The sequence below is a fragment of the Sphingomonas cannabina genome (assembly GCF_021391395.1).
Classification (GTDB): domain Bacteria; phylum Pseudomonadota; class Alphaproteobacteria; order Sphingomonadales; family Sphingomonadaceae; genus Sphingomonas; species Sphingomonas cannabina.
This window is the reverse complement of record NZ_CP090059.1, coordinates 1,581,711-1,603,570: the sequence shown is the minus strand read 5'-3', so window position 1 is coordinate 1,603,570 and position 21,860 is coordinate 1,581,711. Positions and strand designations below refer to the sequence as shown.

Genomic DNA, 21,860 nt, shown 5'->3' with positions numbered 1-21,860 from the left:
GCTATGTCGAGGTAGTGAGCCCCCTGATAAAGCCGATCAGGCCCGTCTGCCGCGACCTCTTCAAACGCTCTGCCGCCAAGATGGTGCGCACGCACTCGAAGCAGCGCTCGACGTCGTCGTTGACCAGGACATAGTCATAGCCGTCCCAGTGGCTGACCTCGGCCGCCGCGCGCGCCATCCGCGCCTCGATCACCTCCATCGAATCGGTGGCGCGGTGCGTGAGCCGGCGATGCAGCTCCTCCATCGACGGTGGCAGCACGAACACGCGCACCACGTCGCCGCCGGCGATCTGGTAGAGCTGCTGCGCGCCCTGCCAGTCGATGTCGAACAGCACGTCCTGGCCGGACTTCAGCATCGCCTCCACCGGTCCCCGCGGTGTGCCATAGCGATGGCCGAAGACATGCGCCCATTCGAGGAACTCGTGGTTCGACACCATCTCGCGGAAGCGCTCGAGGTCGACGAAATGATAGTCCTTGCCGTCGACCTCGCCCGGCCGCATCGGCCGCGTCGTCGCCGACACCGACATGCCGAGGCTCGGCTCGGCCGCGAGCAGCTTGCGCGCGATCGTCGACTTGCCGGCGCCCGACGGCGAGGACAGCACGAACAATACGCCGCGGCGGCGGAACTTGTGGGGATCGTCTTCTCGGGCGTCGGCCATGCACGCTAGTGGCGTGCAGGCGGGGGGAAGGTCAAGCGGTCGCGGATGTCTCGCGGAGCTTGCGGGCGAGATAGCGGGCGCCCAGCGCCGCACCGCCGAGCACGATCGCGGCCGGCACGACTCGCCTGGCGACTCGCCAGGCGGCAACGCCGGCGAGCGCGCCTATCGTGCCGCCCTCCCCGTCTCGACGGTCGATATTGCGGCCCACGACCGCCGCGATCACGTCACCCAGCATCGACCATCTCCTTGAGATACATCGCGAAAGCGTCCGATCCGGCAGAAAGTTCCCCCAGGCAACACTTAAGCACTTGCTAAACTATTCGACCTGGAATACTTAAGCACATGCTTAACGAATCGCCTTCTCTCGATCGTGTCTTCCATGCGCTCGCCGATTCCACCCGGCGCGCGATGGTGGCGCGGCTCGCGCTTCGGCCGATGCCGGTCAGCGAATTGGCGCAACCCTTCGCCATGTCGCTGTCCGCCGTCATGCAGCACCTCGCGGTGCTCGAGGACTCGGGGCTGGTCCGGTCGCACAAGGCCGGGCGGGTCCGGACCTGCCGCATCGATCCCCAGACGTTCGGCCAGGTCGAACGCTGGCTGGCCGATTGCCGCAGCGAGTGGGAGAGCCGGCTCGATAAGCTGGAAGACTATGTCAACACGCTGAAAGGACAGCAGAAATGACCGAGAAGACCGTCATCCGCCCGGAACCGCTGGTGATCGAGCGCCATTTCGACGCGCCGCGTGCGATCGTGTTCCAGGCCTGGACCACCGCCGAGCACATAAAGAACTGGTACAGCCCCGAATGTTTCACGACCCCCGACGCGGTGATCGAGTGCCGGCCCGGCGGGACGTTCGACATCTGCATGCAGGCGCCCGACGGGCAGCAATTCTGGAGCCGCGGCCGCTTCATCGAAGTGGTCGAGAACGATCGCCTGTCGCTCGAGACCAACGTGCATTTCGATGACAGCGGCAACGTTCCTTTCGCAGCCAGGACCCAAGTCACTTTCGCCGACGACGGTGACGGGACGCTGATGACCGTGCGGCAGGAATATGAGATCTACGACGAGGTCGTCGGCAAGGCCGCGGTCGGCGGCGCGCCCGAAGGCTGGCGCACCACGCTCGACAAGCTCGAGCGCGAGGTGGCGAGGATCAAGGGGTGAGCGGGATCGAGTTGACTTGATTGTGCCCCGGCGAAGGCCGGGGCCCAGTTCCAACCCGGTCATTGGAGAGGTAGACGGCCGCCTTGACCAAGGCGCGACTGGGCCCCGGCCTTCGCCGGGGCACGGGAAGTGGCTGAGATGCCTACCGCCCGACCATCGTCTCCGGCCGTACCACGCGATCGAAGGTCGCCTCGTCGACCAGCCCGAGCGCCAGCCCCGCTTCCTTCAACGTCAGCCCCTCGGCATGGGCGTGCTTGGCGATCTTGGCGGCGTTGTCGTAGCCGATCTCCGGCGCCAGCGCGGTGACCAGCATCAGCGAGCGCGCGACCAACTCGCCGATCCGCCGCTCGTCCGCCTCCATCCCTTCGACGCAGCGTTCGGCGAAGCTCTCCATCCCCACCGTCAGCAGGTGGATCGAGCGCAGCACCGCGGCGCCGATCAGCGGCTTGAACACGTTGAGCTCGAGATGCCCCTGCAGCCCGCCGACGGTGATCGCGGCATGGTTGCCGATCACCTGCGCGGCGACCATCGTCAGCATCTCGCACTGGGTCGGGTTGACCTTGCCAGGCATGATCGAGCTGCCCGGCTCGTTGGCGGGCAGCACCAGCTCGCCGATCCCCGAGCGCGGGCCGGAGCCGAGCAGGCGGATGTCGTTGGCGATCTTGGTCAGCGCGACCGCGAGCGTGTTGAGCCGGCCGGAGAAATCGACCAGCGTGTCATGCGTCGCCAGCGCCTCGAACTTGTTGGGCGCGGTCTCGAACGGCAGGCCGGTGATCCGCGCGAGTTCGGCGGCGATGTCCTCGGCGAAGCCCGGCGGCGCGTTGAGGCCGGTACCAACCGCCGTCCCTCCCTGCGCGAGCTTGGAGAGGCCATGCTCGACCAGCGGCACCAGCCGCGTGCGGGCGAGCCGGACCTGCGCGTAATAGCCGGAGAATTCCTGCCCCAGCGTCAGCGGCGTTGCGTCCTGAAGATGGGTACGACCGATCTTGACGATCCCGTCCCACGCCTCGGCCTTGGCGAGCAGCGCCGCCTCGAGCCGCTCCAGCGCCGGCACCAGCCGCCGCGTCGCCGCGATCGCCGCCGCGACGTGCATCGCGGTCGGGAAGCTGTCGTTCGACGACTGCGACTTGTTGACGTGATCGTTGGGGTGGACCGGCGACTTGCCGCCGCGCGTGCCGGTGAGGATCTCGTTGGCGCGGCCCGCGATCACCTCGTTGACGTTCATGTTGGACTGGGTGCCGCTGCCGGTCTGCCAGATCACCAGCGGGAACTGGTCGTCGAGCTTGCCCGCGGCCACCTCGGCGGCCGCAGTCTCGATCGCATCGGCGATCTCGGCGGGAAGGCCATGCTTGCGGTTCACCCGCGCCGCCGCCTGCTTCACCAGCGCGAGGGCATGGACGAGCTCGATCGGCATCCGCTCGGTCGGGCCGAAGGGGAAGTTCTCCAGGCTGCGCTGCGTCTGGGCGCCCCAATAGGCGTCGACAGGCACCTCGATCGCGCCGATCGAGTCGGTTTCGGTTCGGGTTGCACTCGCCATCCATTCCTCCGTCATGCCGGACCCGTTCCGGCATCCACGGTGCCGCGAACCTCACGCCGGCGAATGTGCGGATGGGTGGGCCCCGGAACAAGTCCGGGGCGACGGATCATTTCTTACGCTTGAAATCCACCGCGACGACGTTCGACCCGTCTTCGACCGGCTTGGCGACGGGCTCGTCGTTGTCGGCGGGCTCGTGCGGCTCGTCGTCCTGCTCGTCGCCGGCCTGGAAGCGGAGCTCGAAATTGACCGCCGGATCATGGAAGCCGGTGATCGCGGCAAAGGGGATCACCAGCGTCGAGGGTACCTGGTTGAAGCTCAGGCCCACCGAGAAGCCCCGGTCGTCGACCTTGAGGTCCCAGAACCGGTGCTGGATGACGATCGTCATCTCGTCCGGGAAACGCTCGATCAGGCGCTGGGGGATGTCGACCCCGGCCGCCTGGGTCTTGAAGGTGATATAGAAATGATGCTCGCCCGGCAGGCCGCCCGCGTCCGCGATCGAGCCGAGCACGCGCCCCACCACTGCACGCAAGGCTTCTTGCACGATCTCGTCGTACGGAATCAGGCTGTCGGGAACGGGCGTACTCATCGCGCGCACGCTGGCCTCCTTTCCCGGCACGGTCAAGATTGCACAGACGCGTTACTACGCTATTGGGCTGCCGATGCGCACCGCCAGCCTCACCCGCGCCACCAGCGAGACCCGGATCGAGGTCGCCGTCAACCTCGACGGCACCGGCCTCTATGAGATCGCCACCGGCATCGGCTTCCTCGACCATATGCTCGAGCAGCTGTCGCGCCACTCGCTGATCGATCTCAGGCTCCAGGCCGAGGGCGACCTCCACATCGACCAGCACCACACCGTCGAGGATTCGGCGCTGGCGCTGGGCACGGTGCTGGCCGAGGCGCTCGGCGACAAGAAGGGCATCCGCCGCTACGGCGACGCGCTCTCGCCGATGGACGAGACGCTGACCCGAGTCGCGCTCGACATCTCGGGCCGGCCCTATCTCGTCTGCAAGCTGCCCTTCACCCAGAAGCGGCTGGGCGAGATGGACACCGAGCTGTTCGAGCACTGGTTCCACAGCTTCGCGCAGACCGCGGGCCTCACGCTGCACGTCGAGACGCTCTACGGGTCGAACAACCACCATATCGCCGAGAGCGCGTTCAAGGGCCTCGCCCGCGCGCTTCGCACCGCGATCGAGATCGATCCGCGCAAGGCGGACGCGGTGCCCTCGACCAAGGGCACGCTCTGATGGCGCGGGTCGAAGCCGCACCGGTCAGCATCATCACGCTGACCTATCGCGCGCCGGTCGAGGAGATCGACCGGCTGCTGCCCGAGCACGTCGCCTGGCTGGAGAAGGGATTCGACGAGGGCCTGTTCCTGATCGCCGGCCGGCAGGTGCCGCGCGTCGGCGGCGTCATCCTGTGCCGCGGCCATCGCGCCGAGGTCGAAGCGCTGGCGGCCACCGATCCGTTCGTGACAAGCGGTGCCAGCGATTTCGCCGTCACCGAGGTCGCGGCTAGCATGGCGGCGCCGGCGATCGCCGCGTTGCTGCGATGAGCGTCGCGCTGATCGACTATGGCGCGGGCAACCTCCATTCGGTCCACAACGCGCTGAAAGCGGCGGGCGCCACGGATATCGCCGTCACCGCCGATCCGGATGCCGTGCGCGGCGCCGAGCGGGTCGTGCTGCCCGGCGTCGGCGCGTTCGGCGCCTGCGCCGGCGGGCTGCGCGGCATCCCGGGCATGGTCGAGGCGCTGGACGAGCGCGTGCTGCGCGGCGGCGCGCCGTTCCTCGGCGTATGCGTTGGGATGCAGCTCATGGCGACACGCGGGCTCGAGCTCGGCGAGCACCAAGGGCTCGGCTGGATCGCGGGCGAGGTCGCGCCGATCGCCCCGAAGGAAGGCGTACGCGTACCGCACATGGGCTGGAACGACGTGATCCCCACCGTGCCGCACCCGCTGATCGAGGCGGGCGAGGCCTATTTCCTGCACGGCTTCGCCTTCACCGGCGAGGACGTGATCGCGACCACCGAGCACGGCGGCACGCTGACCGCGGCGATAGGGCGCGACAATCTGGTCGGCGTGCAGTTCCACCCGGAGAAGAGCCAGCGTTACGGCATCGAATTGCTGCGGAGGTTCCTGACATGGCAGCCATAAGCTCCTCCCCGGCACGGGGAGGGGGACCAGCCGAAGGCTGGTGGAGAGGGCCCTCCACATTCGAAGCGCTTGGGGCGGAGCTCCCTCCACCACCAGCTGCGCTGGCGGTCCCCCTCCCCGTGCCGGGGAGGAGCTTTCGATGATCGTCTTCCCCGCCATCGACTTGAAGGCAGGCCAGGTCGTGCGCCTCGCGGAAGGCGATATGGCCCGCGCCACCGTCTACGGCGACGATCCCGCCGCGCAGGCCGCCGCCTTCGCCGCGGCCGGTGCCGAATGGCTCCACGTCGTCGACCTCGACGGAGCCTTCGCCGGCGATTCGGTCAACGGCGCCGCGGTCGCGCGCATCCTCGAGACGTTCCCCGGCAAGGTTCAGCTCGGCGGCGGCATCCGCAGCCGCGAGGCGATCGAACGCTGGTTCTCCCTCGGCGTGACGCGCGTCGTGATCGGCACCGCGGCGTTGGAGAACCCCGAGCTGGTGCGCGAGGCGGCGCGTGACTACCCCGGCGCGGTGGTCGTCGCGGTCGACGCACGCGACGGCATGGTCGCGACCAAGGGCTGGGCCGACGTCTCCGACGTGGCCGTAGTCGATCTCGCCCGCCGGTTCGAGGACGCGGGCGTCGGGGCACTGCTGTTCACCGACGTCGGCCGCGACGGGCTGCTCAAGGGCTGCAACGTCGAGGCGACGGTCGCGCTTGCCGAAGCCGTGGCGATTCCGGTGATCGCGAGCGGCGGCGTCGCCGGGATCGAGGACATCGAAGCGCTGGCCGGCCGGCCCGGCATCGAGGGAGTCATCACCGGACGCGCGCTCTACGACGGCCGGCTCGATCTCGGCGAGGCGATCCGGGTGGCGACGTGCTGATCCTCCCCGGCACGGGGAGGGGGACCAGCCGAAGGCTGGTGGAGGGGGCGCGCCGCGAGCGGGTCGCCGGGAGGAGGGCCCCCTCCACCCCCGGCTACGCCGGCGGTCCCCCTCCCCGTGCCGGGGAGGATCTTACGTCATGACCGTCCGCGCGCGCGTCATCCCCTGTCTCGACGTCGCCGGCGGGCGCGTGGTGAAGGGCGTCAACTTCGTCGATCTCAAGGACGCCGGCGATCCGGTCGAGCAGGCCCGCGCCTATGACGCGGCCGGCGCTGACGAGCTCTGCTTCCTCGACATCGGCGCCAGCCATGAAGGGCGCGAGACGATCGTCGACGTCGTTCGCCGCACCGCCGAGGTATGCTTCATGCCGCTAACCGTCGGCGGCGGCGTGCGCTCGGTCGAGGATGCGCGCGCGCTGCTGCTCGCCGGGGCGGACAAGGTCGCGGTCAATTCCGCCGCGGTCGCGCGGCCCGAGGTGGTCGCCGAGATCGCCGAGCGGATGGGCAGCCAGTGCGTGGTCGCCTCGGTCGACGCGCGGCGGGTGGACGGGCGCTGGGAAGTGTTCACCCACGGCGGCCGCCGCGCCACCGGCATCGACGCTGTCGCGCACGCGCTGCGGCTGGCAGAGCTCGGCGCGGGCGAATTGCTGATCACCTCGATGGACCGCGACGGCACCCGCGACGGCTATGATCTGGAGCTGACCCGCACGATCGCCGACCAGGTCACCGTGCCGGTGATCGCCAGCGGCGGCGTCGGCGGGCTGCAGCACCTGGTCGAGGGCATCCGCGACGGCCACGCCAGCGCGGTGCTGGCCGCCTCCATCTTCCACTTCGGCGAGGCGAGCATTGCCGATGCCCATGCCGCAATCGCTGAAGCCGGCATTCCGGTGAGGCACGCTTAACCTCTGCCGGAGTAGAGGGCGCCTATGCGCGCGCTGGCCTTCCTATCCTTCGCCTTGCCCGGCCTCGCCGAAGCGGCGGCTCCTCATTCGGGCCAGATCGTTCGCAACGGCTTCGCGCTCAGCGATGTCGCGCTGTTCGTCTTCGCTGCGATCGGCGTCTGGCTGGCGCAGCGGAGCATGCGGCGGCGGGCCGGCAAGCGCGCCAAGGATTGACTTGCGCGCGCCGCTCCGCCTGAACGGGCGGCGATGGACCAGCTCGACGCTCTCGAAGCCACGATTCGCCAGCGGCTGATAGCCGACCCCGACAGCTCCTATGTCGCGCGCCTGGCCGCGAAGGGGCGCGCCAAGATCGCGCAGAAGCTCGGCGAGGAAGCCGTCGAGACGGTGATCGCGGCGATGGGGGACGACGGTGCGGCGCTCACCAGCGAGGCGGCGGACCTCACCTTCCATCTCCTCGTCCTGCTTGCCCATGCCGGCGTCAGCTTCGACGATGTCCGCGCCGAGCTCGCCCGGCGCGAGGGTGTCTCGGGATTGGACGAGAAGGCGAGCCGCTCCGCATGACGATGGAGGTTTGAGACGTGCCGATCGACGCCACCCAGCCCTACGACGACCAGAACATCTTCGCGAAGATCCTGCGCGGCGAGATCCCGTCGAAGCGCGTCTACGAGGACGAGTTCGCGCTCGCCTTCCACGACATCAACCCGCAGGCGCCGCACCATGTCCTGGTGATTCCGAAGGGCGCCTATGTTTCGTGGGACGATTTCAGCGCCAGGGCTTCGGAAGCGGAGATCGTCGGCTTCGTCCGCGCGATCGGCCATGTCGCACGCGAGGCGGGCCTCGTCGCGCCCGGCTATCGCCTGCTCGCCAACACCGGCGTCGATGCGCACCAGGAGGTGCCGCATCTCCACGTCCATATCTTCGCCGGCAAGCCGCTGGGGCCGATGCTCGCGCGTTAAGGGATTGCGCGGAACGGTTTTCGGTCTAGGCTCCCCCGCCATCCGTAAACCGCTGCGGCGCATATGCGCGCGCTGCTTCCCTGGGGGGATGTTGTTTTCATGATTTTCGGGCGTATCAAGCCACTCGACGCCATATTGGCGACGGCCGAGAAGAAATCGCTGCACCGATCGCTCGGCGCATTCCAGCTCACCATGCTCGGCATCGGCGCCGTGATCGGCACCGGCATCTTCGTGCTCACCGCCGAGGCCGCGCAAAAGGCCGGCCCCGGCATGATGCTGTCTTTCGTCATCGCCGGCTTCGTCTGCGCGGTGGCGGCGCTCTGCTATGCCGAGATGGCGGCGATGGTGCCGGTCTCGGGATCGGCCTACACATATAGCTATGCCGTGATGGGCGAACTGGTCGCCTGGATGGTCGGCTGGGCGCTGATCCTCGAATATGCGATCGCGGCCGGCGCGGTCTCGGTCGGCTGGTCGGGCTATTTCATCGGCTGGCTCAACACCAGCTTCAATATCTCGATACCCCTTGCGCTGGTGCGCGGGCCGTTCGACGGCGGCATGATCAACCTGCCGGCGATGCTGATCGCCGCGGTGGTGACGGCGCTGCTCGTCAAGGGCACCAAGGAGAGCGCGACGGTCAATGCCGTGCTGGTCGCGATCAAGATCCTCGCACTGTCGATGTTCGTGATCCTGACGATCCCCGTTATAAGGACGGGCCAGTTCACGCCGTTCGCCCCGCTCGGCTTCGCCGGCATCTCGGGCGCGGCGGCCTCGATCTTCTTCGCCTATGTCGGCTTCGACGCGGTGTCGACCGCCGCCGAGGAGACCAAGAACCCGCAGCGCAACATGCCGATCGGCCTGATCGGCAGCCTCGCGATCTGCACCATCTTCTACATGCTCGTCGCCGCCGGCGTAATCGGCACGGTCGGCGCGCAGCCGGTGTTCGGCCCGGGGCATGAGGTGCTGTCGCCCGGCACGCCGGCGCTGTCGCAGGCGTGCGCCGCGATCCAGGAAAACGCCGTCGTCTGCTCGAAGGAGGCGCTAGCCTGGACGCTGAAGCAGGTCGGCTGGCCGTTCGTCGGCTGGCTGGTCGGCGCGGCGGCGATCATCGCGCTGCCGTCGGTCATCCTGATGATGATGTTCGGCCAGACCCGCGTCTTCTTCGTGATGAGCCGCGACGGCCTGCTGCCCGAGCTCTTCTCGAAGATTCACCCCACGTTCCGCACCCCCTATGTCATCACGCTGCTGACCGGCCTGTTCGTCACCCTGTTCGCGGCGTTCTTCCCGGTCGGCCTGCTGGCGGACGTCTCGAACTCGGGGACATTGTTCGCCTTCGCCGCGGTGTCGATCGCGGTGATGGTGCTGCGCAGGACCGATCCCGGCCGCGCCCGTCCGTTCCGGACCCCGGCGATCATGCTCATCGCGCCGATCTCCATCATCGGCTGCGTCTACCTGTTCTTCAGCCTGTCCGGCCCGACGATCATGCTGTTCTTCGGCTGGGCGGTGGTCGGCCTGATCGTCTACTTCACCTACAGCTACCGGCGCAGCCACGTCGGCCGCGGCATCGTCGAGGTGCACGAGGCGGATGCCGACGTGCCGCCGCAGCCGGTGCCGCCGCTGCCCGACGCGCCGACGCCCGGCGGTCAGCAGGCCTGAGGGGACGGCACCCAAACGAAAAGGCCGGGGAGGCGACTCCCCGGCCTTCTTCTTTGCCTGCGATGCGGGCGGATCAGGCCGCCGCCTTCTCCGCGATCAACGCCTTCAGGTCCGCGCGGGGCCGCGCGCCGATGTGGCTGATCACCTCCGCCGCGCATACCGCGCCGTAGACGAGGCTGCGGTCGAGCGGGATGCCGCGCGTGATCCCGTAGAGCACGCCCGCCGCGAACAGGTCGCCCGCGCCGGTGGTATCGACCACCTCGTCGATCGGCTCCGCCGGCACCTCGAAGCGCTGCCCGCCCTGGAACGCCAGCGCGCCCTTTTCGCTGCGGGTCACCGTCAGCACCTCGACACGCGGCTGCACGTGCGCGATCGCCGCATCGAGATCGTCGGTCCGGGCGAGCGCCTTCAGCTCGTTCTCATTGGCGAAGAGGATGTCGATCATCCCCTCTTCGATCAGCGCGCGGAAATCGTCGCCGTGCCGGTCGATGCAGAAGACGTCGCTGAGCGTGAAGGCGATCCGCCGCCCCGCGTCGCGCGCGACCTGCATCGCACGCCGCATCGCCGCGCGCGGCTCCTCGGGATCCCACAGATAGCCTTCGAGGTAGAGGATCTTGCCGGCACGGATCATCTCCTCGTCGAGCGCGGAGGCCGGCAGGAACTGCGAGGCGCCGAGGAAGGTGTTCATCGTCCGCTGGCCGTCGGGCGTCACCAGGATCAGGCAGCGCGCGGTCGAGGGTTCGCCGTCGCGCGCTTCGGTGGTGAAGTCGACGCCGGACGCGCGGATATCGTGCGCGAACACCTGTCCGAGCTGGTCGGTCGCCACCTGGCCGATGAAGCCCGCCGTGCCGCCCAGCGCGGCCAGACCGGCGACGGTGTTGGCGGCGGAGCCCCCGCTCACTTCCTGCCCCGGGTTCATTCGGGCGTAGAGCGCATCGGCCTGCTCGGGCGAGAACATGAGCTGCATCGAGCCCTTGGTCATCCCCTCCTCGGCGATGAAGGCGTCGGTCGCATCGGCGAGAATGTCGACGATCGCGTTCCCGATCGCGACCACGTCGTACTTGGTCTCCACACAATTCTCCTGAGAGTCGATTCGCCGCCCCTAGGGACTGCCGCGCCCGCACGCAACGCTTCGACAGCGGCGCTTCGTGCCGGTAGAGGGATCAGCCGTGATACAGGCATTCCTCCTTTCGCTCGAGCAGCTTGGCGACCGCCGGGTGCTGCGCGTGCTGGTCAAGTCGCTGCTGGTGACGCTGGCGCTGCTCGCGACGATCGGAGTCGCGCTGTGGCTGGGCGTTCGGGCGTTCGTCCAATGGCTGGGCGCGAGTGCCGGCTGGGCCGAGGTCGCCGGCGCCGCGGCGGTGCTCGGCGGCATCGCGCTCGGCTGGCTGCTGTTTCGCGCGATCGCGGTCGCGGTGACCGGCGTGTTCGCCGACGAGGTGGTCGAAGCGGTCGAGGCGCGCCACTATCCGCATGCGCTCGCCACCAGCCGACCGGTGCCGCTCGCGCGCGGCATGGCGATGGGGCTGCGCTCGGCGGTGCGGGCGCTGGTCGTCAACCTGGCGGCGAGCCCGATCTACATCGTCCTGCTGGTGACGGGCATCGGCACCGCGATCGGCTTCTTCGTCGTCAATGCCTGGCTGCTCGGCCGCGACCTCGGCGACATGGTGGCGGCGCGGCACATGCCCGCTGCCGCGATGGCCGATTTCCGCAAGGCTACCACCGGCCGGCGCTGGCTGCTCGGCGCCGCCGGCACCGCGCTGCTGCTGGTGCCGTTTGTTAACCTGCTCGCCCCCGTGCTCGGCGCGGCGATGGCGACGCATCTCTTCCATCGGAGGCTCGAAGCATGAGGATCGCCGTCGTCGCCCTGGGACTGTTCGCGGGCGGCTGCGCTACGACCACTGCCCCGCGCCCGGCGGCGCCGATCCCAGTGCCGCCGCCGCGCATCTATCCCACCACGGGGCTCGAGCGCGTGATCGGTCAGACCGCTCCGGCGCTGACAAGAGCGTTCGGCAAACCGGACGTCGAGATCGCCGAGGGCAGCGCGCGCAAGCTCCAGTTCACCAGCCAGATCTGCGTGCTCGACGCCTATCTCTATCCGCCCAAGGAGGGCGGCGGCGAGCCGGTGGTGACCCACATCGACACCCGCCAGCGCGACGGCAGCGCAATCGACCGCGCGAGCTGCGTGGCCGCGCTCAATCGGCGGGAGGGCGGGAAGTAGCCCAAAGCTCCTCCCCGGCACGGGGAGGGGACCGCGCCCGAAGGGCGTGGTGGAGGGGGTTTTGATCTTGGCGACTTGCTAGCGGCCCGCCCCCTCCACCATTGGCTTCGCCAATGGTCCCCCTCCCCGTGCCGGGGAGGAGCCCTGGAGCCGCATAATCGCCCATTCTGCCGCCTCCGCGACCGCCAGATCGGGATCGTCCATCAACCGCCGCGCCGGTTCGACCAGCGCCGCGTCGCCGCTGTTCCCCGCCGCGATCAGGCAGTTGCGCACCATCCGGTCGCGCCCGATCCGCTTGATCGGCGAGCCGGCGAACACCTGCCGGAATCCCGCATCGTCGAGCGCCAGCAGGTCGGCGAGCAGCGGCGCGGTGAGCTCGGCGCGCGGCAGGAAGGCGCGATTGGCCGCGGCGGCCGAGGCGAACTTGTTCCACGGGCACACCGCCAGGCAATCGTCGCAGCCGTAGATGCGGTTGCCGATCGCGGCGCGGAACTCCTCCGGGATCGGTCCCTTGTGCTCGATGGTGAGGTAGGAGATGCAGCGCCGCGCATCGAGCCGGTACGGCGCGGGAAAGGCATCGGTCGGGCAGGCGCGCTGGCAGGCATCGCAGCTCCCGCACCGCCCCTTCCCTGCCACGTCGGGCGCAAGGTCGAGCGTAGTGTAGATCGCGCCGAGGAACAGCCAGCTGCCATGCTCGCGGCTGACGAGATTGGTGTGCTTGCCCTGCCAGCCGAGCCCGGCCGCCTCGGCGAGCGGCTTCTCCATCACCGGGGCGGTGTCGACGAACACCTTGATCCCTGCCGGCGCCTGCTCGACGAGCCAGCGGCCGAGCGCCTTGAGCTGGCGCTTCACCACGTCGTGATAGTCGCCGCCCTGGGCATAGACCGAGATGCGCCCGACATCGCCCTCGCCGGCCAGCGCCAGCGGGTCGCGGCCGGGCGCATAGCTCATGCCGAGCGCGATCACGCTTCGCACCTCCGGCCACAACCCGGCTGGCGAGGCCCGCTGATCGGCACGCTCCTCCATCCAGATCATCGATCCGTGGCGCCCCTCCGCCAGCCATTGCCGGAGCCGCCCCCCCGCCGCCGGCGCGGCATCGGCGCGCGCAATGCCAGCCGCCGCGAAACCCAGCTCCGCGGCTTTATCCTTCAGCAACGCTTCCAATGGCTTGTCTTGTCGCACGCGGGCCAGCTAGCACGAGTCGAGGCTGAAGGGGGCGTTTTGTTGTCGGAGAGAAGAGCCGTCACTGCCAGAAGGCTGGTCAAGCGTTTCGGCGACCGCAACGTCGTCGACGGCGTCGACATCGCCGTGCCGAAGGGCGCGGTCTACGGCGTGCTCGGCCCCAACGGCGCGGGCAAGACGACGACGCTACGCATGCTGCTCGGCATCATCGAGCCCGACGGCGGCGAGCGGACGCTGCTCGACGCCGTCCACCCGCGCGAGGCGAGCGACCGAGTCGGCTATCTGCCCGAGGAGCGCGGGCTCTACCCCGGCATGAAGGCGGCGGAGGCGATCGCCTTCCTCGGCGCATTGAGAGGCCTCGACTGGCGCACGGGGCGCAAGCGGGCACGCGCGATGCTGGACAGCGCCGGCCTCGGCCATGCCGCCGACCAGAAGATCCGCAAGCTCTCCAAGGGCATGGCCCAGCTGGTCCAGCTCCTTGGATCGGTGGTGCACGAACCCGAGCTGCTGGTGCTCGACGAGCCCTTCTCCGGCCTCGACCCGGTCAACCAGGAGAAGCTCGAGAAGCTGATCCTCGCCGAGCGCGACCGCGGCGCCACCATCCTGTTCTCGACCCATGTCATGGCCCACGCCGAGCGGCTGTGCGACCGGCTCAGCATCATCGCCGGCGGCAAGGTGCGCTTCGAGGGCACGGTGGCCGAGGCGCGCGCGACGCTGCCGATGAAGGCGCATTACGTGCCGCATCACCCGAACGACGCCATCCGCGCGCTGCTGCCCGCCGATGCCGAACGCGAGAACGGCGGCTGGCAGTTCACCCTGCCCGAGGAAGGGATCGAGGCGACGCTGACCCGGCTGATCGAAGCGGGCTACGGCATCTCCGGCCTGTCGATCGAGCGACCGGGGCTGCACGACGCCTTCGTCAGGATCGTCGGCCGCGACGCGCTGGAGCAGGCGGCATGAGTGTAGCACGGCGCCCCTTCTCCCACCGTCATGCCGGACTTGTTCCGGCATCCACCGTGCAGCAAGCTCCGCGGCCGATGAATGATCGGCACGGTGGACCCCGGCACAAGCCTGTCCCGAGCGACGCCGCAGGCGGCGTCGAGGGGGCCGGGGTGACGATTGGGTTCGATAGGTTCTTGGCGGCATGAGCACCGCCCGTCGCCTCATCCGCCAGACGCTGACGGTCGCCCGGCGCGACTTCATCGCGACCGTGTTCACGCCGACCTTCCTCATCTTCCTGCTCGCGCCGCTCATCATGATGAGCTTCGGCGCGATCGGGGGGATGGGCGCGCACAGCATCGCCGACAGCTCGCTCGACAAGGAGCGAATCGTCGCGATCGTGCCCGCCGCGGAAGGCCGCGCGCTGCTCGCGGCCGATCGGAACCTGCGCCCGCTGTTCCGCCGCAGCGAAGCGCCGCCGGAACTGGTCGTCGAGGCTCCCGATGCCGCTCCGCAGGCCCAAGCGCGCGCGCTGTTCGAACGCAGGGATATCGAGGCCTCTGCCGTCCTCTTCGGGCCGATCGAGCGTCCGACGGTGCTATACGCCGATCGCGGGGGCCGCCATGCCGACTATCTGGCCCGCCTGGCCGAGGAGAGCCTGCGCGATACCCGCGTGCCGGGCACGCTCTCCACCGCCACCAAGCAGCCGGTGAAGCGCGTCACCGCCACCGTCTCGGGGCATGGGCAGGCGGCATTCTTCACCGTGTTCGGCATCTTCCTCCTGACGCTGATGCTGGCGGGCCAGGCGGTCGGCACCATGGCGGAGGAGCGGTCGAACAAGGTGATCGAGGTGCTCGCCGCCGCAGTGCCGCTCGAAAGCGTGTTCCTGGGCAAGCTGATCGGCATGTTCGGCGTCGCGATCCTGTTCGTCGGCTTCTGGGGCACGATCCTCGGCAATCTCGCCACGCTGCTGCCGGGAGGGCTCGGCCGCGCCTTTGCGAGCATCGGGCCGGCGGTCGGGATACCGGCGTTCCCGATCCTGTTCTTCGCCTATTTCACCATGTCATACCTGTTGCAGGGCGCGGTATTCCTGAGCGTCGGGGCGCAGGCGTCGACCCCGCGCGAGATCCAGCTGCTGTCGTTGCCGATCACCATGTTCCAGATGGCGATGTTCGGCTGGGCGCAGGCGGCTGCCTCCAGCCCCGACAGCTGGATCGCGCGGGGCGCCGAGATCTTCCCGTTCAGCTCGCCGCTGGCGATGGGCGCGCGGGCGGCAAACAAGCCGGAGCTGTGGCCGCACCTGCTGGCGCTCGGCTGGCAGGCGCTGTGGGTGGCGATCACCATCTGGCTCGGCGCCCAGCTGTTCCGGCGCGGCGTGCTGCAATCGGGCAGCCCGAGGCTGTTCCGGCGACGAACCGCTATTGACACAGGTGTCAGTTAAGGCATTCTCCTCGCCGCATATCGGGAGAGGCAGGATGGCGACGCTTGCGCAGGATTCGGTGCATAGCCCGGAGGTCGATCCGCTCGACGTCAGCCGGCCCGAGCTCTACCGCGACGACGTGTGGCAGGCGCCCTTCGCCGAGATCCGGCGCCGCGGCGGTATCCACAAGACCGAGCACAGCGGCTTCGGCCCGTTCTGGTCGGTCGCGACCTACAAGCCGATCGTCCATATCGAATCGCTTCCCGAAATCTTCTCATCGGAGGCGGGCGGGATCACCATCGCCGACTTCGATCCCTCCACGGACGGGGTGAAGATGCCGATGTTCATCGCCCGCGACCGCCCGGTGCATACGGCGCAGCGCCGCACCGTCGCACCGGCCTTCACCCCGTCGGAAATGGTGCGGATGACCGACGACATCCGCCGCCGCACGTCCGAGATCCTCGACGCGCTGCCGGTCGGCGAGACGTTCGACTGGGTCGACCGCGTCTCGATCGAGCTGACCACGCAGATGCTGGCGATCCTGTTCGACTTCCCGTGGGAGGACCGGCGCAAGCTCACCTTCTGGTCGGACTGGGCCGGCGACATCGAGATCGTCAAGAACGACGAGCTCCGCCAGCAGCGGCTGCAGCACATGTTCGAGTGCGGCGCCTATTTCCAGAACCTGTGGAACCAGAAGGTCGGCAAGGAACCGACCCCCGACCTCATCAGCATGATGATCCATTCCGACGCGATGGCGCACATGGATCAGTACGAGTTCATCGGGAACCTCATCCTGCTGATCGTCGGCGGCAACGACACCACGCGCAACTCGATGTCGGCCTACGCCTATGGCCTCAACCAGTTCCCCGACGAGCGCGCGAAGCTGGAGGCCGATCCGTCGCTGATCCCGAACGCGGTGCAGGACATCATCCGCTGGCAGACCCCGCTCGCCCACATGCGGCGGACGGCGACGCAGGATACCGAGGTCGAGGGGCACAGGATCAAGGAGGGCGACAAGATCGCGCTCTGGTACATCTCCGCCAACCGCGACGAGAGCGTGTTCGGCGAGGATGCCGACAAGATCGTGGTCGACCGCCCGAACGCGCGGCGCCACCTCGCCTTCGGCCACGGCATCCACCGCTGCGTCGGCGCGCGGCTGGCGGAGCTGCAGATCAGCGTGCTGCTCGAGGAGATGGCGAAGCGGCGGCTGCGCGTGAACCTGCTCGAGGAGCCGGTGCGCGTCTCCGCCTGCTTCGTTCACGGATACCGCAAGATGCCGGTGGAGCTGAGCCGGTATTGAACCTGAAAGCAGGGACTGATCGACGTTCGGCAATCTAACCCCTCCCCTTCAGGAGGAGGGGCTATGGTCTGTCCGAAGAAATGAAACCGGTGCTCCTGCGAAGGCAGGAGCCCTGGCAAGCCGAGGCGCTCTCGGCCAAGGCTCCTGCCTTCGCAGGAGCACGATTCGGTCTCATACGGAAAAGCACAAGGCAGGTTCGCCACTGTTGAGTGCGGACGCCCTGCCGCCCTTGCAATGTAGGATTTCGTTTGCTTGGCTCGTGCGCTCCGACGTCCGCGAGCGTCGGTCCGCTCTTTGACCCCGTTCATTCCCGTGCCGCGCTCATGGCGCGTCCGCGTCGCACACATGTCGCGTCCATGTCGCGTCCCTGTCGCTTCCCTGTCGCTTCCCTGTCGCTTCCCTGTCGCTTCCCTGTCGCTTCCCTGTCGCGTCGACGCAGCCTTCCCAGCGTAGGCTCGCAGACACGCGCCCCGAGTCAATTTAGTCAACTTTTTCGGTCGACCTCGAACCGGCAAGCGGCGGCCGCGACATGCGACGCGACCTAGCGCTTCGCCACCCAGCGCAAGGCATTGGCGATGACGCGCCGGAAGTTCGGGTCGTCATAGGCTTCGGGCGTGTGTCCGAGCGCGGCATAGACCACCCGGCCCCGCCCCACCTGCCGTGCCCAGATCACCGGATGGAGCTTGCCCATCGCCTTGCCCTCCGGCGGGCGGTAGCTGCCCTCGTCGATGGTCGCGAGCAGGGTGAGCCCGGCACCGCCCGGCACGCGATCGAACGAATACCATTCGTCCTCCGGCGCCCAGGGCAGCCGGACGCCCGCCATCACCGGATGATCCGGCGCGAGGATCGAGATACTGGCCCGCTGGATATGATCCGCACCGCCCGGATGGCCGGTGAAGCGCGCGCCGATCACCTCGTCGATCCACCATGGCCAGGCATGGCTGCCGTCGCCCGCCGCATGAAGCGCCACCACGCCGCCGCCCGCTTCGATCCACTTGCGGAGCGCCGCCTGCTGTGCCGGAGTGGCAAAGTCGCCGCTGACGCTATTCAGCACCACCACCGAGAAATGCGCGAGCTGGGCCTCGTTCAGCACCGCCGCATTCTCGGTCGCATAGCTGCGCCGCCGGGCGGCCGCCGCGAGCTCGCCAATCACGGCGTTCGAATGCGGAAGATGCTCGAGATGGCGCCAGCCGTTGGTCTTGGACAGGATCAGCACGCCGTCGCGAAGTCCACGCGGCAGCTCGGGCGGCACGCTGTCGACGACCGGCGCCGGGAGGTGCGGATCGCGCGGCGGCTGCTGCGCCGCTCCGGCCAGCATCAATCCCGCGAGCAGCATCGCCAGCTTGCCAATCGCCATCGCCCCTCTCCATATTGATCGCGGGTCCATATGGACCGGACTGGCGTTTCAGGCGAGCCCTCGTCTGCTTGCGCCCTGCTGGAGAGGTTTCGATGCACATCGATCGGCGGACCGTCTTCGTCGGCCTGACCGGCTTCACCGCCGCCGCCCTATGGCCGGGAAGCACTGTCGCGGCCTACGAGGTCCAGCTCTCCGACGCCGAATGGCGCAAGCGGCTGTCGCCGCAGGCCTATGCCGTGCTGCGCAAGGCGAGCACCGAATATCCCTTCACCAGCCCTCTCAACAAGGAGCATCGCTCCGGCGTCTTCTCCTGCGCCGGCTGCCAGCTGCCGCTGTTCACCTCCAGGACCAAGTTCGACAGCGGTACCGGCTGGCCGAGCTTCTGGGCGCCCCTCCCCAATGCCGTCGCGCTGAGTCGCGATACCACGCTCGGCATGGTGCGCAACGAGGTCCATTGCCGCCGCTGCGGCGGGCATCTGGGGCATGTGTTTGATGACGGCCCGAAGCCGACCGGCAAACGCTATTGCATGAACGGCGTGGCGCTGGCGTTCACGCCCCGCGCCCTGACAGGATAGCTCAGTTCGAGGCGGTGCCGATCGCCGTGATGCTGGCAAGCTTGAAGTTCGCGGCTGCGGTGGCCGCCGCGGTCATCACCGGGGCAATCGGCGCCTCATCCTCATCCGGCGTCGTCGTCGGCGCGCTGTCCGGATAGATGAAGCCGTGGGTCGGGTAGGTGGAGGTGCCGAGCCCGCCGTTCGGCGCGTACCATACCTTGACGCGGCTCCAGTCGCCGGCCTCGGACACGTCGACCGCGCGGACATCGGTCTCGACGCCGCCGCGGCGCGACCAGTTGGCATGGGTCAGCAGCACCTCGCGCTCGCTCACCACCTTGGAGACGGTGGCGACATGGCCGAGCCGCATCCGCCTGGTCGGCGCGAAGGCGAGCACCGCGCCCTTCTTCGGCGCCGAGCCGCGCTCGTAGCGCCCCGCGGCCTGATCCCACCAGGTGAGCGCATTGCCGTGGATGTTCACGCCGGAAATCATGCGGGCGTAGGGCACGCACTGCCAGAACTTGGCCTGGGCGGGAGCGGCGGTCATCAGCAGGCCGGCAGCCACCAGCGCGACACGCGCCGCAACACCGCGAATGTGCATGAAGACCCCCCGGTCCTTAACGATCCAACTGGGAGGCACTATGCAGGCGCGGACGGGCGCGGGAACCCCATCGGCGTTGAACCGGTGACCTGATGGGACGAATTGAGCGGAACCTTTCGGTTCACCCCGATCCCGCCGCGGCTGCATCGCTCGCAAGAGGCTACATATTGTTGCCTCCATGCATCACTGCACGAAATCCTGTGGATAGCCGACTCGGTTCGTCGCAGCTTTGTTGCGGTGCAACGGCGTTCATGTTTCCATAGATGAACGGCGGACGACGAATGGTTAAGGGGTTGGTTAACCGCTCGGGTGCATCGTCCTGTCGTGTTTGGCGGGTGGGGTGACGACGATGGCTTCCAAGATGAAACCGGCCGAAGGCGCGATGACGCTGGCGGAGATGAAGGAATTCGCCGGGTTCAGCGCGGCGACGCAGCGCTACATCCGGCGCGCGCTCGACATCGGGCTCGATCGCGAGGATGCGCTGGCGCGCTGGTCGCGCGACGTGGTCGAGGCGGCGAGCATCCGGGCGCAGGCGCGGATGTACGACCGGCTTCCCGAGGTCCGTGCGCTGCTGCCCGACGACAGCGGGCTCGAGGCAATCGAGCCGTTCATGGCGCCGCTGATCACGGTGTCGGCGTTCGACCTCGGCCAAGGGCGGCTGCCGACCTTCTCGGCCTATCGCTTCCTCTACGAGCGGCTGATCGGCGCCGAGGTGCGGCCGTGGCTGCCGGCGGCATTCTGCGCCGCATCGGCGCTGCCGACGCTGCACCCGGACCTTCGCCGCAAGCTGCTCCAGTCGATCAGCGAAGCGGCGGCGACCGCCTCAGGCTGGTCGACGCGCAAGCCGGCCTTCTTCCCCTATTGGGTCGAGAAGGTCGACGCGGCCGCGCTGCCTAACTGAGCTGCTAGCGGCACGCTCGTGAACCGAGCGCGCCGCGCTGCGCCTGATCGATGTGGAAATGGTCGCGGTGGGCAGCGTTGTAATCGGGCGACAGGACGGTCGCGAACAACTCGCACGCGCCGTCGCGGACCTCATGCAGGAAGCGCGGCTTCTCCCCCTGCCCCTGCCAATCCTTCAGCACGCTGATCCGCGTTCCGTCCGCGAGGACGAAGCCGGCAACGTCAAGGGCGTTGGCATGGGCATGCTCACTCCAGTCGCCGGTGCTGCGGCCGTACATGCGGCGGCAGTTGTAGCTGCCGAGATGCTCGATCCGCACCACGCGCGAGCGAAAATGGCGTTGTGCGGCGGGTTGAATCACGTTCCATTCGAGCATCGCCAGCCCCGCCGCGACCGGACAGGACACGCCCAGCCGGTCGGGTGAGAAGGCGATCTGCTGCGATCCCCCATCATCCAGCCGCACGCCGTTGCTGTAGCCGCATTGTCCGTCGGCGAGCGGCGCCAGCGGCGTGAAGCGCACACCGGCCTTGTCGAGCAGCGCGCGGCATTCGGCGAAGTCCCCGCCAAGCGCCATGAGCTTGTCGCCGGTGGAGATGCCCGGCGTCTCGGCAAGGTCGAGCTCCGTCCAGGGCAGGTCCTGTGGCCGCGCCTTCATCAACGCATAGAGCACGAACAGGAACGCCAGCAGCACGGAGGCGTTCTTGACCGTCCACCACAGCTTCCACAGCGTCTTGCGGGGTTTGCTCATGCGCGCCGGACGCGGGTCAGCCGCTCCGCGGTGACTGGGTAGCCGAGATCGTCCGGGATGCAGAGATGCTCGACGCCGTCCCGCACCTCGACGTGCGGCGTGATCGTCCGTACGGGATGCGCGCGCGCATCGGCGACTGCATCGTTAAAGCTGCCGAACAGCGCGAGCCGCTCGAGGTTGCGCCGGGTGGGGAAAATGATCGTCGCTCGGCCGGCGTCAGCCTCCTCCAGCACGTCGCTGGCGGTGGCCCAGAACAGGCGGCTATTCTCGGTCGCGTCAACGCTCGGGGCCGCGCCTTCCGGGGCTCGAGCGAGATAGAAGCGCGTATCGAAGATGCGATGCGGGACGCCGAGCGGCAGCCACCGCGCGAACGGCACCAGCCGGTCGAGCGCCAGCCCCGCTCCCACCCTCTCGAGTGCCTCACCAAGGGGCATCCCGCCGTGAAGCGCCGCCCGCATCTCCCCGAGCACAGCGGCGTCCGGCATCGGATCGAGCGCCAGCGCGATTCCCGCTTCCTCGATCGCCTCGCGCACCGCGGCGATCCGTGCGGCGGCGTCCTCGGGATCGTCGGCGCCGCCGACCTCCGCCAGCGCCCGATCGCCGGGATCGACCCGTCCGCCGGGAAACACCAGCGCCCCGCCGGCGAAGGACATCGCCGCCGACCGCTCCAGCATCAGCAGCTCGGGCGCGCCGCTCGGGCGGTCGCGCATCACGACGACGGTGGCGGCGGGGATGATCGCTGCGGGCTGATCGGCCATGTCTCCT

At 68.7% G+C, this 21,860-nt stretch carries 28 protein-coding genes; 18 read left to right on the top strand and 10 right to left on the bottom strand.

Going from position 1 to position 21,860, the window contains the following annotated elements; genetic code table 11:
* Position 1: 1 nt before the first annotated feature.
* Positions 2 to 658, bottom strand: coding sequence for a guanylate kinase (gene gmk, locus LZK98_RS07745; protein ID WP_233785820.1), 657 nt, complete (start codon positions 656 to 658; stop codon positions 2 to 4).
* A gap of 31 nt (positions 659 to 689) precedes the next feature.
* Positions 690 to 893, bottom strand: coding sequence for a hypothetical protein (locus LZK98_RS07740; protein ID WP_233785819.1), 204 nt, complete (start codon positions 891 to 893; stop codon positions 690 to 692).
* A gap of 107 nt (positions 894 to 1,000) precedes the next feature.
* Between LZK98_RS07740 and LZK98_RS07735 the strand changes: the two genes are divergently transcribed.
* The gene (locus LZK98_RS07735) at positions 1,001 to 1,339 is read left to right on the top strand and encodes an ArsR/SmtB family transcription factor (protein ID WP_264757870.1); all 339 of its coding nucleotides are present in this window, start codon (positions 1,001 to 1,003) and stop codon (positions 1,337 to 1,339) included.
* Positions 1,336 to 1,818, top strand: a complete 483-nt coding sequence (locus LZK98_RS07730) for an SRPBCC family protein (RefSeq protein WP_233785817.1) — start codon at positions 1,336 to 1,338, stop codon at positions 1,816 to 1,818. The genes LZK98_RS07735 and LZK98_RS07730 overlap by 4 nt, the downstream gene beginning before the upstream one ends.
* Positions 1,819 to 1,960: 142 nt before the next feature.
* Here LZK98_RS07730 and fumC read toward each other — a convergent pair whose 3' ends face one another.
* A complete protein-coding gene (gene fumC / locus LZK98_RS07725; protein ID WP_233785816.1) occupies positions 1,961 to 3,355 on the bottom strand; it encodes a class II fumarate hydratase in 1,395 nt (464 codons plus the stop codon).
* A gap of 106 nt (positions 3,356 to 3,461) precedes the next feature.
* A complete protein-coding gene (locus LZK98_RS07720) occupies positions 3,462 to 3,941 on the bottom strand; it encodes an SspB family protein (RefSeq protein ID WP_233786528.1) in 480 nt (159 codons plus the stop codon).
* Positions 3,942 to 4,014: 73 nt separating this feature from the next.
* On the opposite strand from LZK98_RS07720, the gene hisB reads away from it, so the two are divergent.
* The 9 genes from hisB to LZK98_RS07675 all read left to right on the top strand — a co-directional run bounded on the left by hisB (position 4,015) and on the right by LZK98_RS07675 (position 9,878).
* Positions 4,015 to 4,602: an imidazoleglycerol-phosphate dehydratase HisB gene (gene hisB, locus LZK98_RS07715; protein ID WP_233785815.1), complete on the top strand. Its 588-nt coding sequence runs from the start codon at positions 4,015 to 4,017 to the stop codon at positions 4,600 to 4,602.
* Positions 4,602 to 4,910: a YciI family protein gene (locus LZK98_RS07710; protein ID WP_233785814.1), complete on the top strand. Its 309-nt coding sequence runs from the start codon at positions 4,602 to 4,604 to the stop codon at positions 4,908 to 4,910. Before hisB ends, LZK98_RS07710 begins: the two co-directional genes overlap by 1 nt.
* Positions 4,907 to 5,509 (top strand): imidazole glycerol phosphate synthase subunit HisH, encoded by a 603-nt coding sequence (gene hisH / locus LZK98_RS07705; RefSeq protein ID WP_233785813.1) that lies wholly within the window; start codon positions 4,907 to 4,909, stop codon positions 5,507 to 5,509. The genes LZK98_RS07710 and hisH overlap by 4 nt, the downstream gene beginning before the upstream one ends.
* A gap of 139 nt (positions 5,510 to 5,648) precedes the next feature.
* Positions 5,649 to 6,368, top strand: coding sequence for a 1-(5-phosphoribosyl)-5-[(5-phosphoribosylamino)methylideneamino]imidazole-4-carboxamide isomerase (gene hisA, locus LZK98_RS07700; protein ID WP_233785812.1), 720 nt, complete (start codon positions 5,649 to 5,651; stop codon positions 6,366 to 6,368).
* A 139-nt stretch (positions 6,369 to 6,507) separates the two neighbouring features.
* Complete coding sequence (gene hisF / locus LZK98_RS07695) at positions 6,508 to 7,269, top strand: imidazole glycerol phosphate synthase subunit HisF (RefSeq protein WP_233785811.1); 762 nt, start codon at positions 6,508 to 6,510, stop codon at positions 7,267 to 7,269.
* A 24-nt stretch (positions 7,270 to 7,293) separates the two neighbouring features.
* Entirely contained in the window at positions 7,294 to 7,482 is a 189-nt protein-coding gene (locus LZK98_RS07690) for a hypothetical protein (protein ID WP_233785810.1), read from the top strand.
* A gap of 33 nt (positions 7,483 to 7,515) precedes the next feature.
* The gene (locus tag LZK98_RS07685) at positions 7,516 to 7,830 is read left to right on the top strand and encodes a phosphoribosyl-ATP diphosphatase (RefSeq protein ID WP_233785809.1); all 315 of its coding nucleotides are present in this window, start codon (positions 7,516 to 7,518) and stop codon (positions 7,828 to 7,830) included.
* Positions 7,831 to 7,847: 17 nt separating this feature from the next.
* Positions 7,848 to 8,225 carry a histidine triad nucleotide-binding protein gene (locus tag LZK98_RS07680; RefSeq protein ID WP_233785808.1) on the top strand — a complete coding sequence of 126 codons (378 nt, stop codon included), beginning with the start codon at positions 7,848 to 7,850 and terminating at the stop codon, positions 8,223 to 8,225.
* A 99-nt stretch (positions 8,226 to 8,324) separates the two neighbouring features.
* Complete coding sequence (locus LZK98_RS07675; protein ID WP_233785807.1) at positions 8,325 to 9,878, top strand: amino acid permease; 1,554 nt, start codon at positions 8,325 to 8,327, stop codon at positions 9,876 to 9,878.
* A gap of 73 nt (positions 9,879 to 9,951) precedes the next feature.
* Here the strand turns inward: LZK98_RS07675 and LZK98_RS07670 are convergent, their stop codons facing one another.
* Positions 9,952 to 10,950 (bottom strand): adenosine kinase, encoded by a 999-nt coding sequence (locus LZK98_RS07670; protein ID WP_233785806.1) that lies wholly within the window; start codon positions 10,948 to 10,950, stop codon positions 9,952 to 9,954.
* 97 nt (positions 10,951 to 11,047) lie between these two features.
* Here LZK98_RS07670 and LZK98_RS07665 point away from each other — a divergent pair, with 97 nt between their 5' ends.
* Positions 11,048 to 11,728 (top strand): EI24 domain-containing protein, encoded by a 681-nt coding sequence (locus LZK98_RS07665; protein ID WP_233785805.1) that lies wholly within the window; start codon positions 11,048 to 11,050, stop codon positions 11,726 to 11,728.
* The gene (locus tag LZK98_RS07660) at positions 11,725 to 12,099 is read left to right on the top strand and encodes a hypothetical protein (RefSeq protein WP_233785804.1); all 375 of its coding nucleotides are present in this window, start codon (positions 11,725 to 11,727) and stop codon (positions 12,097 to 12,099) included. The genes LZK98_RS07665 and LZK98_RS07660 overlap by 4 nt, the downstream gene beginning before the upstream one ends.
* A 78-nt stretch (positions 12,100 to 12,177) precedes the next feature.
* On the opposite strand, the gene queG is transcribed toward LZK98_RS07660, so the two are convergent.
* Positions 12,178 to 13,281, bottom strand: coding sequence for a tRNA epoxyqueuosine(34) reductase QueG (gene queG, locus LZK98_RS07655; protein WP_233785803.1), 1,104 nt, complete (start codon positions 13,279 to 13,281; stop codon positions 12,178 to 12,180).
* Positions 13,282 to 13,323: 42 nt separating this feature from the next.
* On the opposite strand from queG, the gene LZK98_RS07650 reads away from it, so the two are divergent.
* The 3 genes from LZK98_RS07650 (at position 13,324) to LZK98_RS07640 (ending at position 16,940) form a co-directional block, all read left to right on the top strand.
* Positions 13,324 to 14,241, top strand: coding sequence for an ABC transporter ATP-binding protein (locus tag LZK98_RS07650; protein ID WP_233785802.1), 918 nt, complete (start codon positions 13,324 to 13,326; stop codon positions 14,239 to 14,241).
* 184 nt (positions 14,242 to 14,425) lie between these two features.
* Entirely contained in the window at positions 14,426 to 15,661 is a 1,236-nt protein-coding gene (locus LZK98_RS07645) for an ABC transporter permease (RefSeq protein WP_233785801.1), read from the top strand.
* 34 nt (positions 15,662 to 15,695) lie between these two features.
* Entirely contained in the window at positions 15,696 to 16,940 is a 1,245-nt protein-coding gene (locus LZK98_RS07640) for a cytochrome P450 (protein WP_233785800.1), read from the top strand.
* 541 nt (positions 16,941 to 17,481) lie between these two features.
* Here the strand turns inward: LZK98_RS07640 and LZK98_RS07635 are convergent.
* Positions 17,482 to 18,297 (bottom strand): ThuA domain-containing protein, encoded by an 816-nt coding sequence (locus LZK98_RS07635; RefSeq protein ID WP_233785799.1) that lies wholly within the window; start codon positions 18,295 to 18,297, stop codon positions 17,482 to 17,484.
* 92 nt (positions 18,298 to 18,389) lie between these two features.
* Between LZK98_RS07635 and msrB the strand changes: the two genes are divergently transcribed.
* Positions 18,390 to 18,872: a peptide-methionine (R)-S-oxide reductase MsrB gene (msrB, locus tag LZK98_RS07630; RefSeq protein ID WP_233785798.1), complete on the top strand. Its 483-nt coding sequence runs from the start codon at positions 18,390 to 18,392 to the stop codon at positions 18,870 to 18,872.
* Position 18,873: 1 nt separating this feature from the next.
* Here msrB and LZK98_RS07625 read toward each other — a convergent pair whose 3' ends face one another.
* Complete coding sequence (locus tag LZK98_RS07625; RefSeq protein WP_233785797.1) at positions 18,874 to 19,449, bottom strand: CHAP domain-containing protein; 576 nt, start codon at positions 19,447 to 19,449, stop codon at positions 18,874 to 18,876.
* Positions 19,450 to 19,798: 349 nt separating this feature from the next.
* On the opposite strand from LZK98_RS07625, the gene LZK98_RS07620 reads away from it, so the two are divergent.
* Entirely contained in the window at positions 19,799 to 20,350 is a 552-nt protein-coding gene (locus LZK98_RS07620) for a hypothetical protein (protein WP_233785796.1), read from the top strand.
* 4 nt (positions 20,351 to 20,354) lie between these two features.
* On the opposite strand, the gene LZK98_RS07615 is transcribed toward LZK98_RS07620, so the two are convergent.
* A complete protein-coding gene (locus LZK98_RS07615) occupies positions 20,355 to 21,095 on the bottom strand; it encodes an extensin-like domain-containing protein (RefSeq protein ID WP_233785795.1) in 741 nt (246 codons plus the stop codon).
* Positions 21,092 to 21,853, bottom strand: coding sequence for an NUDIX hydrolase (locus tag LZK98_RS07610; RefSeq protein WP_233785794.1), 762 nt, complete (start codon positions 21,851 to 21,853; stop codon positions 21,092 to 21,094). The genes LZK98_RS07615 and LZK98_RS07610 overlap by 4 nt, the downstream gene beginning before the upstream one ends.
* Positions 21,854 to 21,860: the final 7 nt, after the last annotated feature.

Excerpts from the sequence above, each read along its gene's own strand:
- gmk (WP_233785820.1), bottom strand. The coding sequence starts at position 658 with ATGGCCGACGCCCGAGAAGACGATCCCCACAAGTTCCGCCGCCGCGGC.
- LZK98_RS07740 (WP_233785819.1), bottom strand. The coding sequence starts at position 893 with ATGCTGGGTGACGTGATCGCGGCGGTCGTGGGCCGCAATATCGACCGT.
- LZK98_RS07735 (WP_264757870.1), top strand. The coding sequence starts at position 1,001 with ATGCTTAACGAATCGCCTTCTCTCGATCGTGTCTTCCATGCGCTCGCC.
- LZK98_RS07730 (WP_233785817.1), top strand. The coding sequence starts at position 1,336 with ATGACCGAGAAGACCGTCATCCGCCCGGAACCGCTGGTGATCGAGCGC.
- fumC (WP_233785816.1), bottom strand. The coding sequence starts at position 3,355 with ATGGCGAGTGCAACCCGAACCGAAACCGACTCGATCGGCGCGATCGAG.
- LZK98_RS07720 (WP_233786528.1), bottom strand. The coding sequence starts at position 3,941 with ATGAGTACGCCCGTTCCCGACAGCCTGATTCCGTACGACGAGATCGTG.
- hisB (WP_233785815.1), top strand. The coding sequence starts at position 4,015 with ATGCGCACCGCCAGCCTCACCCGCGCCACCAGCGAGACCCGGATCGAG.
- LZK98_RS07710 (WP_233785814.1), top strand. The coding sequence starts at position 4,602 with ATGGCGCGGGTCGAAGCCGCACCGGTCAGCATCATCACGCTGACCTAT.
- hisH (WP_233785813.1), top strand. The coding sequence starts at position 4,907 with ATGAGCGTCGCGCTGATCGACTATGGCGCGGGCAACCTCCATTCGGTC.
- hisA (WP_233785812.1), top strand. The coding sequence starts at position 5,649 with ATGATCGTCTTCCCCGCCATCGACTTGAAGGCAGGCCAGGTCGTGCGC.
- hisF (WP_233785811.1), top strand. The coding sequence starts at position 6,508 with ATGACCGTCCGCGCGCGCGTCATCCCCTGTCTCGACGTCGCCGGCGGG.
- LZK98_RS07690 (WP_233785810.1), top strand. The coding sequence starts at position 7,294 with ATGCGCGCGCTGGCCTTCCTATCCTTCGCCTTGCCCGGCCTCGCCGAA.
- LZK98_RS07685 (WP_233785809.1), top strand. The coding sequence starts at position 7,516 with ATGGACCAGCTCGACGCTCTCGAAGCCACGATTCGCCAGCGGCTGATA.
- LZK98_RS07675 (WP_233785807.1), top strand. The coding sequence starts at position 8,325 with ATGATTTTCGGGCGTATCAAGCCACTCGACGCCATATTGGCGACGGCC.
- LZK98_RS07660 (WP_233785804.1), top strand. The coding sequence starts at position 11,725 with ATGAGGATCGCCGTCGTCGCCCTGGGACTGTTCGCGGGCGGCTGCGCT.
- LZK98_RS07645 (WP_233785801.1), top strand. The coding sequence starts at position 14,426 with ATGAGCACCGCCCGTCGCCTCATCCGCCAGACGCTGACGGTCGCCCGG.
- LZK98_RS07640 (WP_233785800.1), top strand. The coding sequence starts at position 15,696 with ATGGCGACGCTTGCGCAGGATTCGGTGCATAGCCCGGAGGTCGATCCG.
- LZK98_RS07635 (WP_233785799.1), bottom strand. The coding sequence starts at position 18,297 with ATGGCGATTGGCAAGCTGGCGATGCTGCTCGCGGGATTGATGCTGGCC.
- msrB (WP_233785798.1), top strand. The coding sequence starts at position 18,390 with ATGCACATCGATCGGCGGACCGTCTTCGTCGGCCTGACCGGCTTCACC.
- LZK98_RS07625 (WP_233785797.1), bottom strand. The coding sequence starts at position 19,449 with ATGCACATTCGCGGTGTTGCGGCGCGTGTCGCGCTGGTGGCTGCCGGC.
- LZK98_RS07620 (WP_233785796.1), top strand. The coding sequence starts at position 19,799 with ATGGCTTCCAAGATGAAACCGGCCGAAGGCGCGATGACGCTGGCGGAG.
- LZK98_RS07615 (WP_233785795.1), bottom strand. The coding sequence starts at position 21,095 with ATGAGCAAACCCCGCAAGACGCTGTGGAAGCTGTGGTGGACGGTCAAG.
- LZK98_RS07610 (WP_233785794.1), bottom strand. The coding sequence starts at position 21,853 with ATGGCCGATCAGCCCGCAGCGATCATCCCCGCCGCCACCGTCGTCGTG.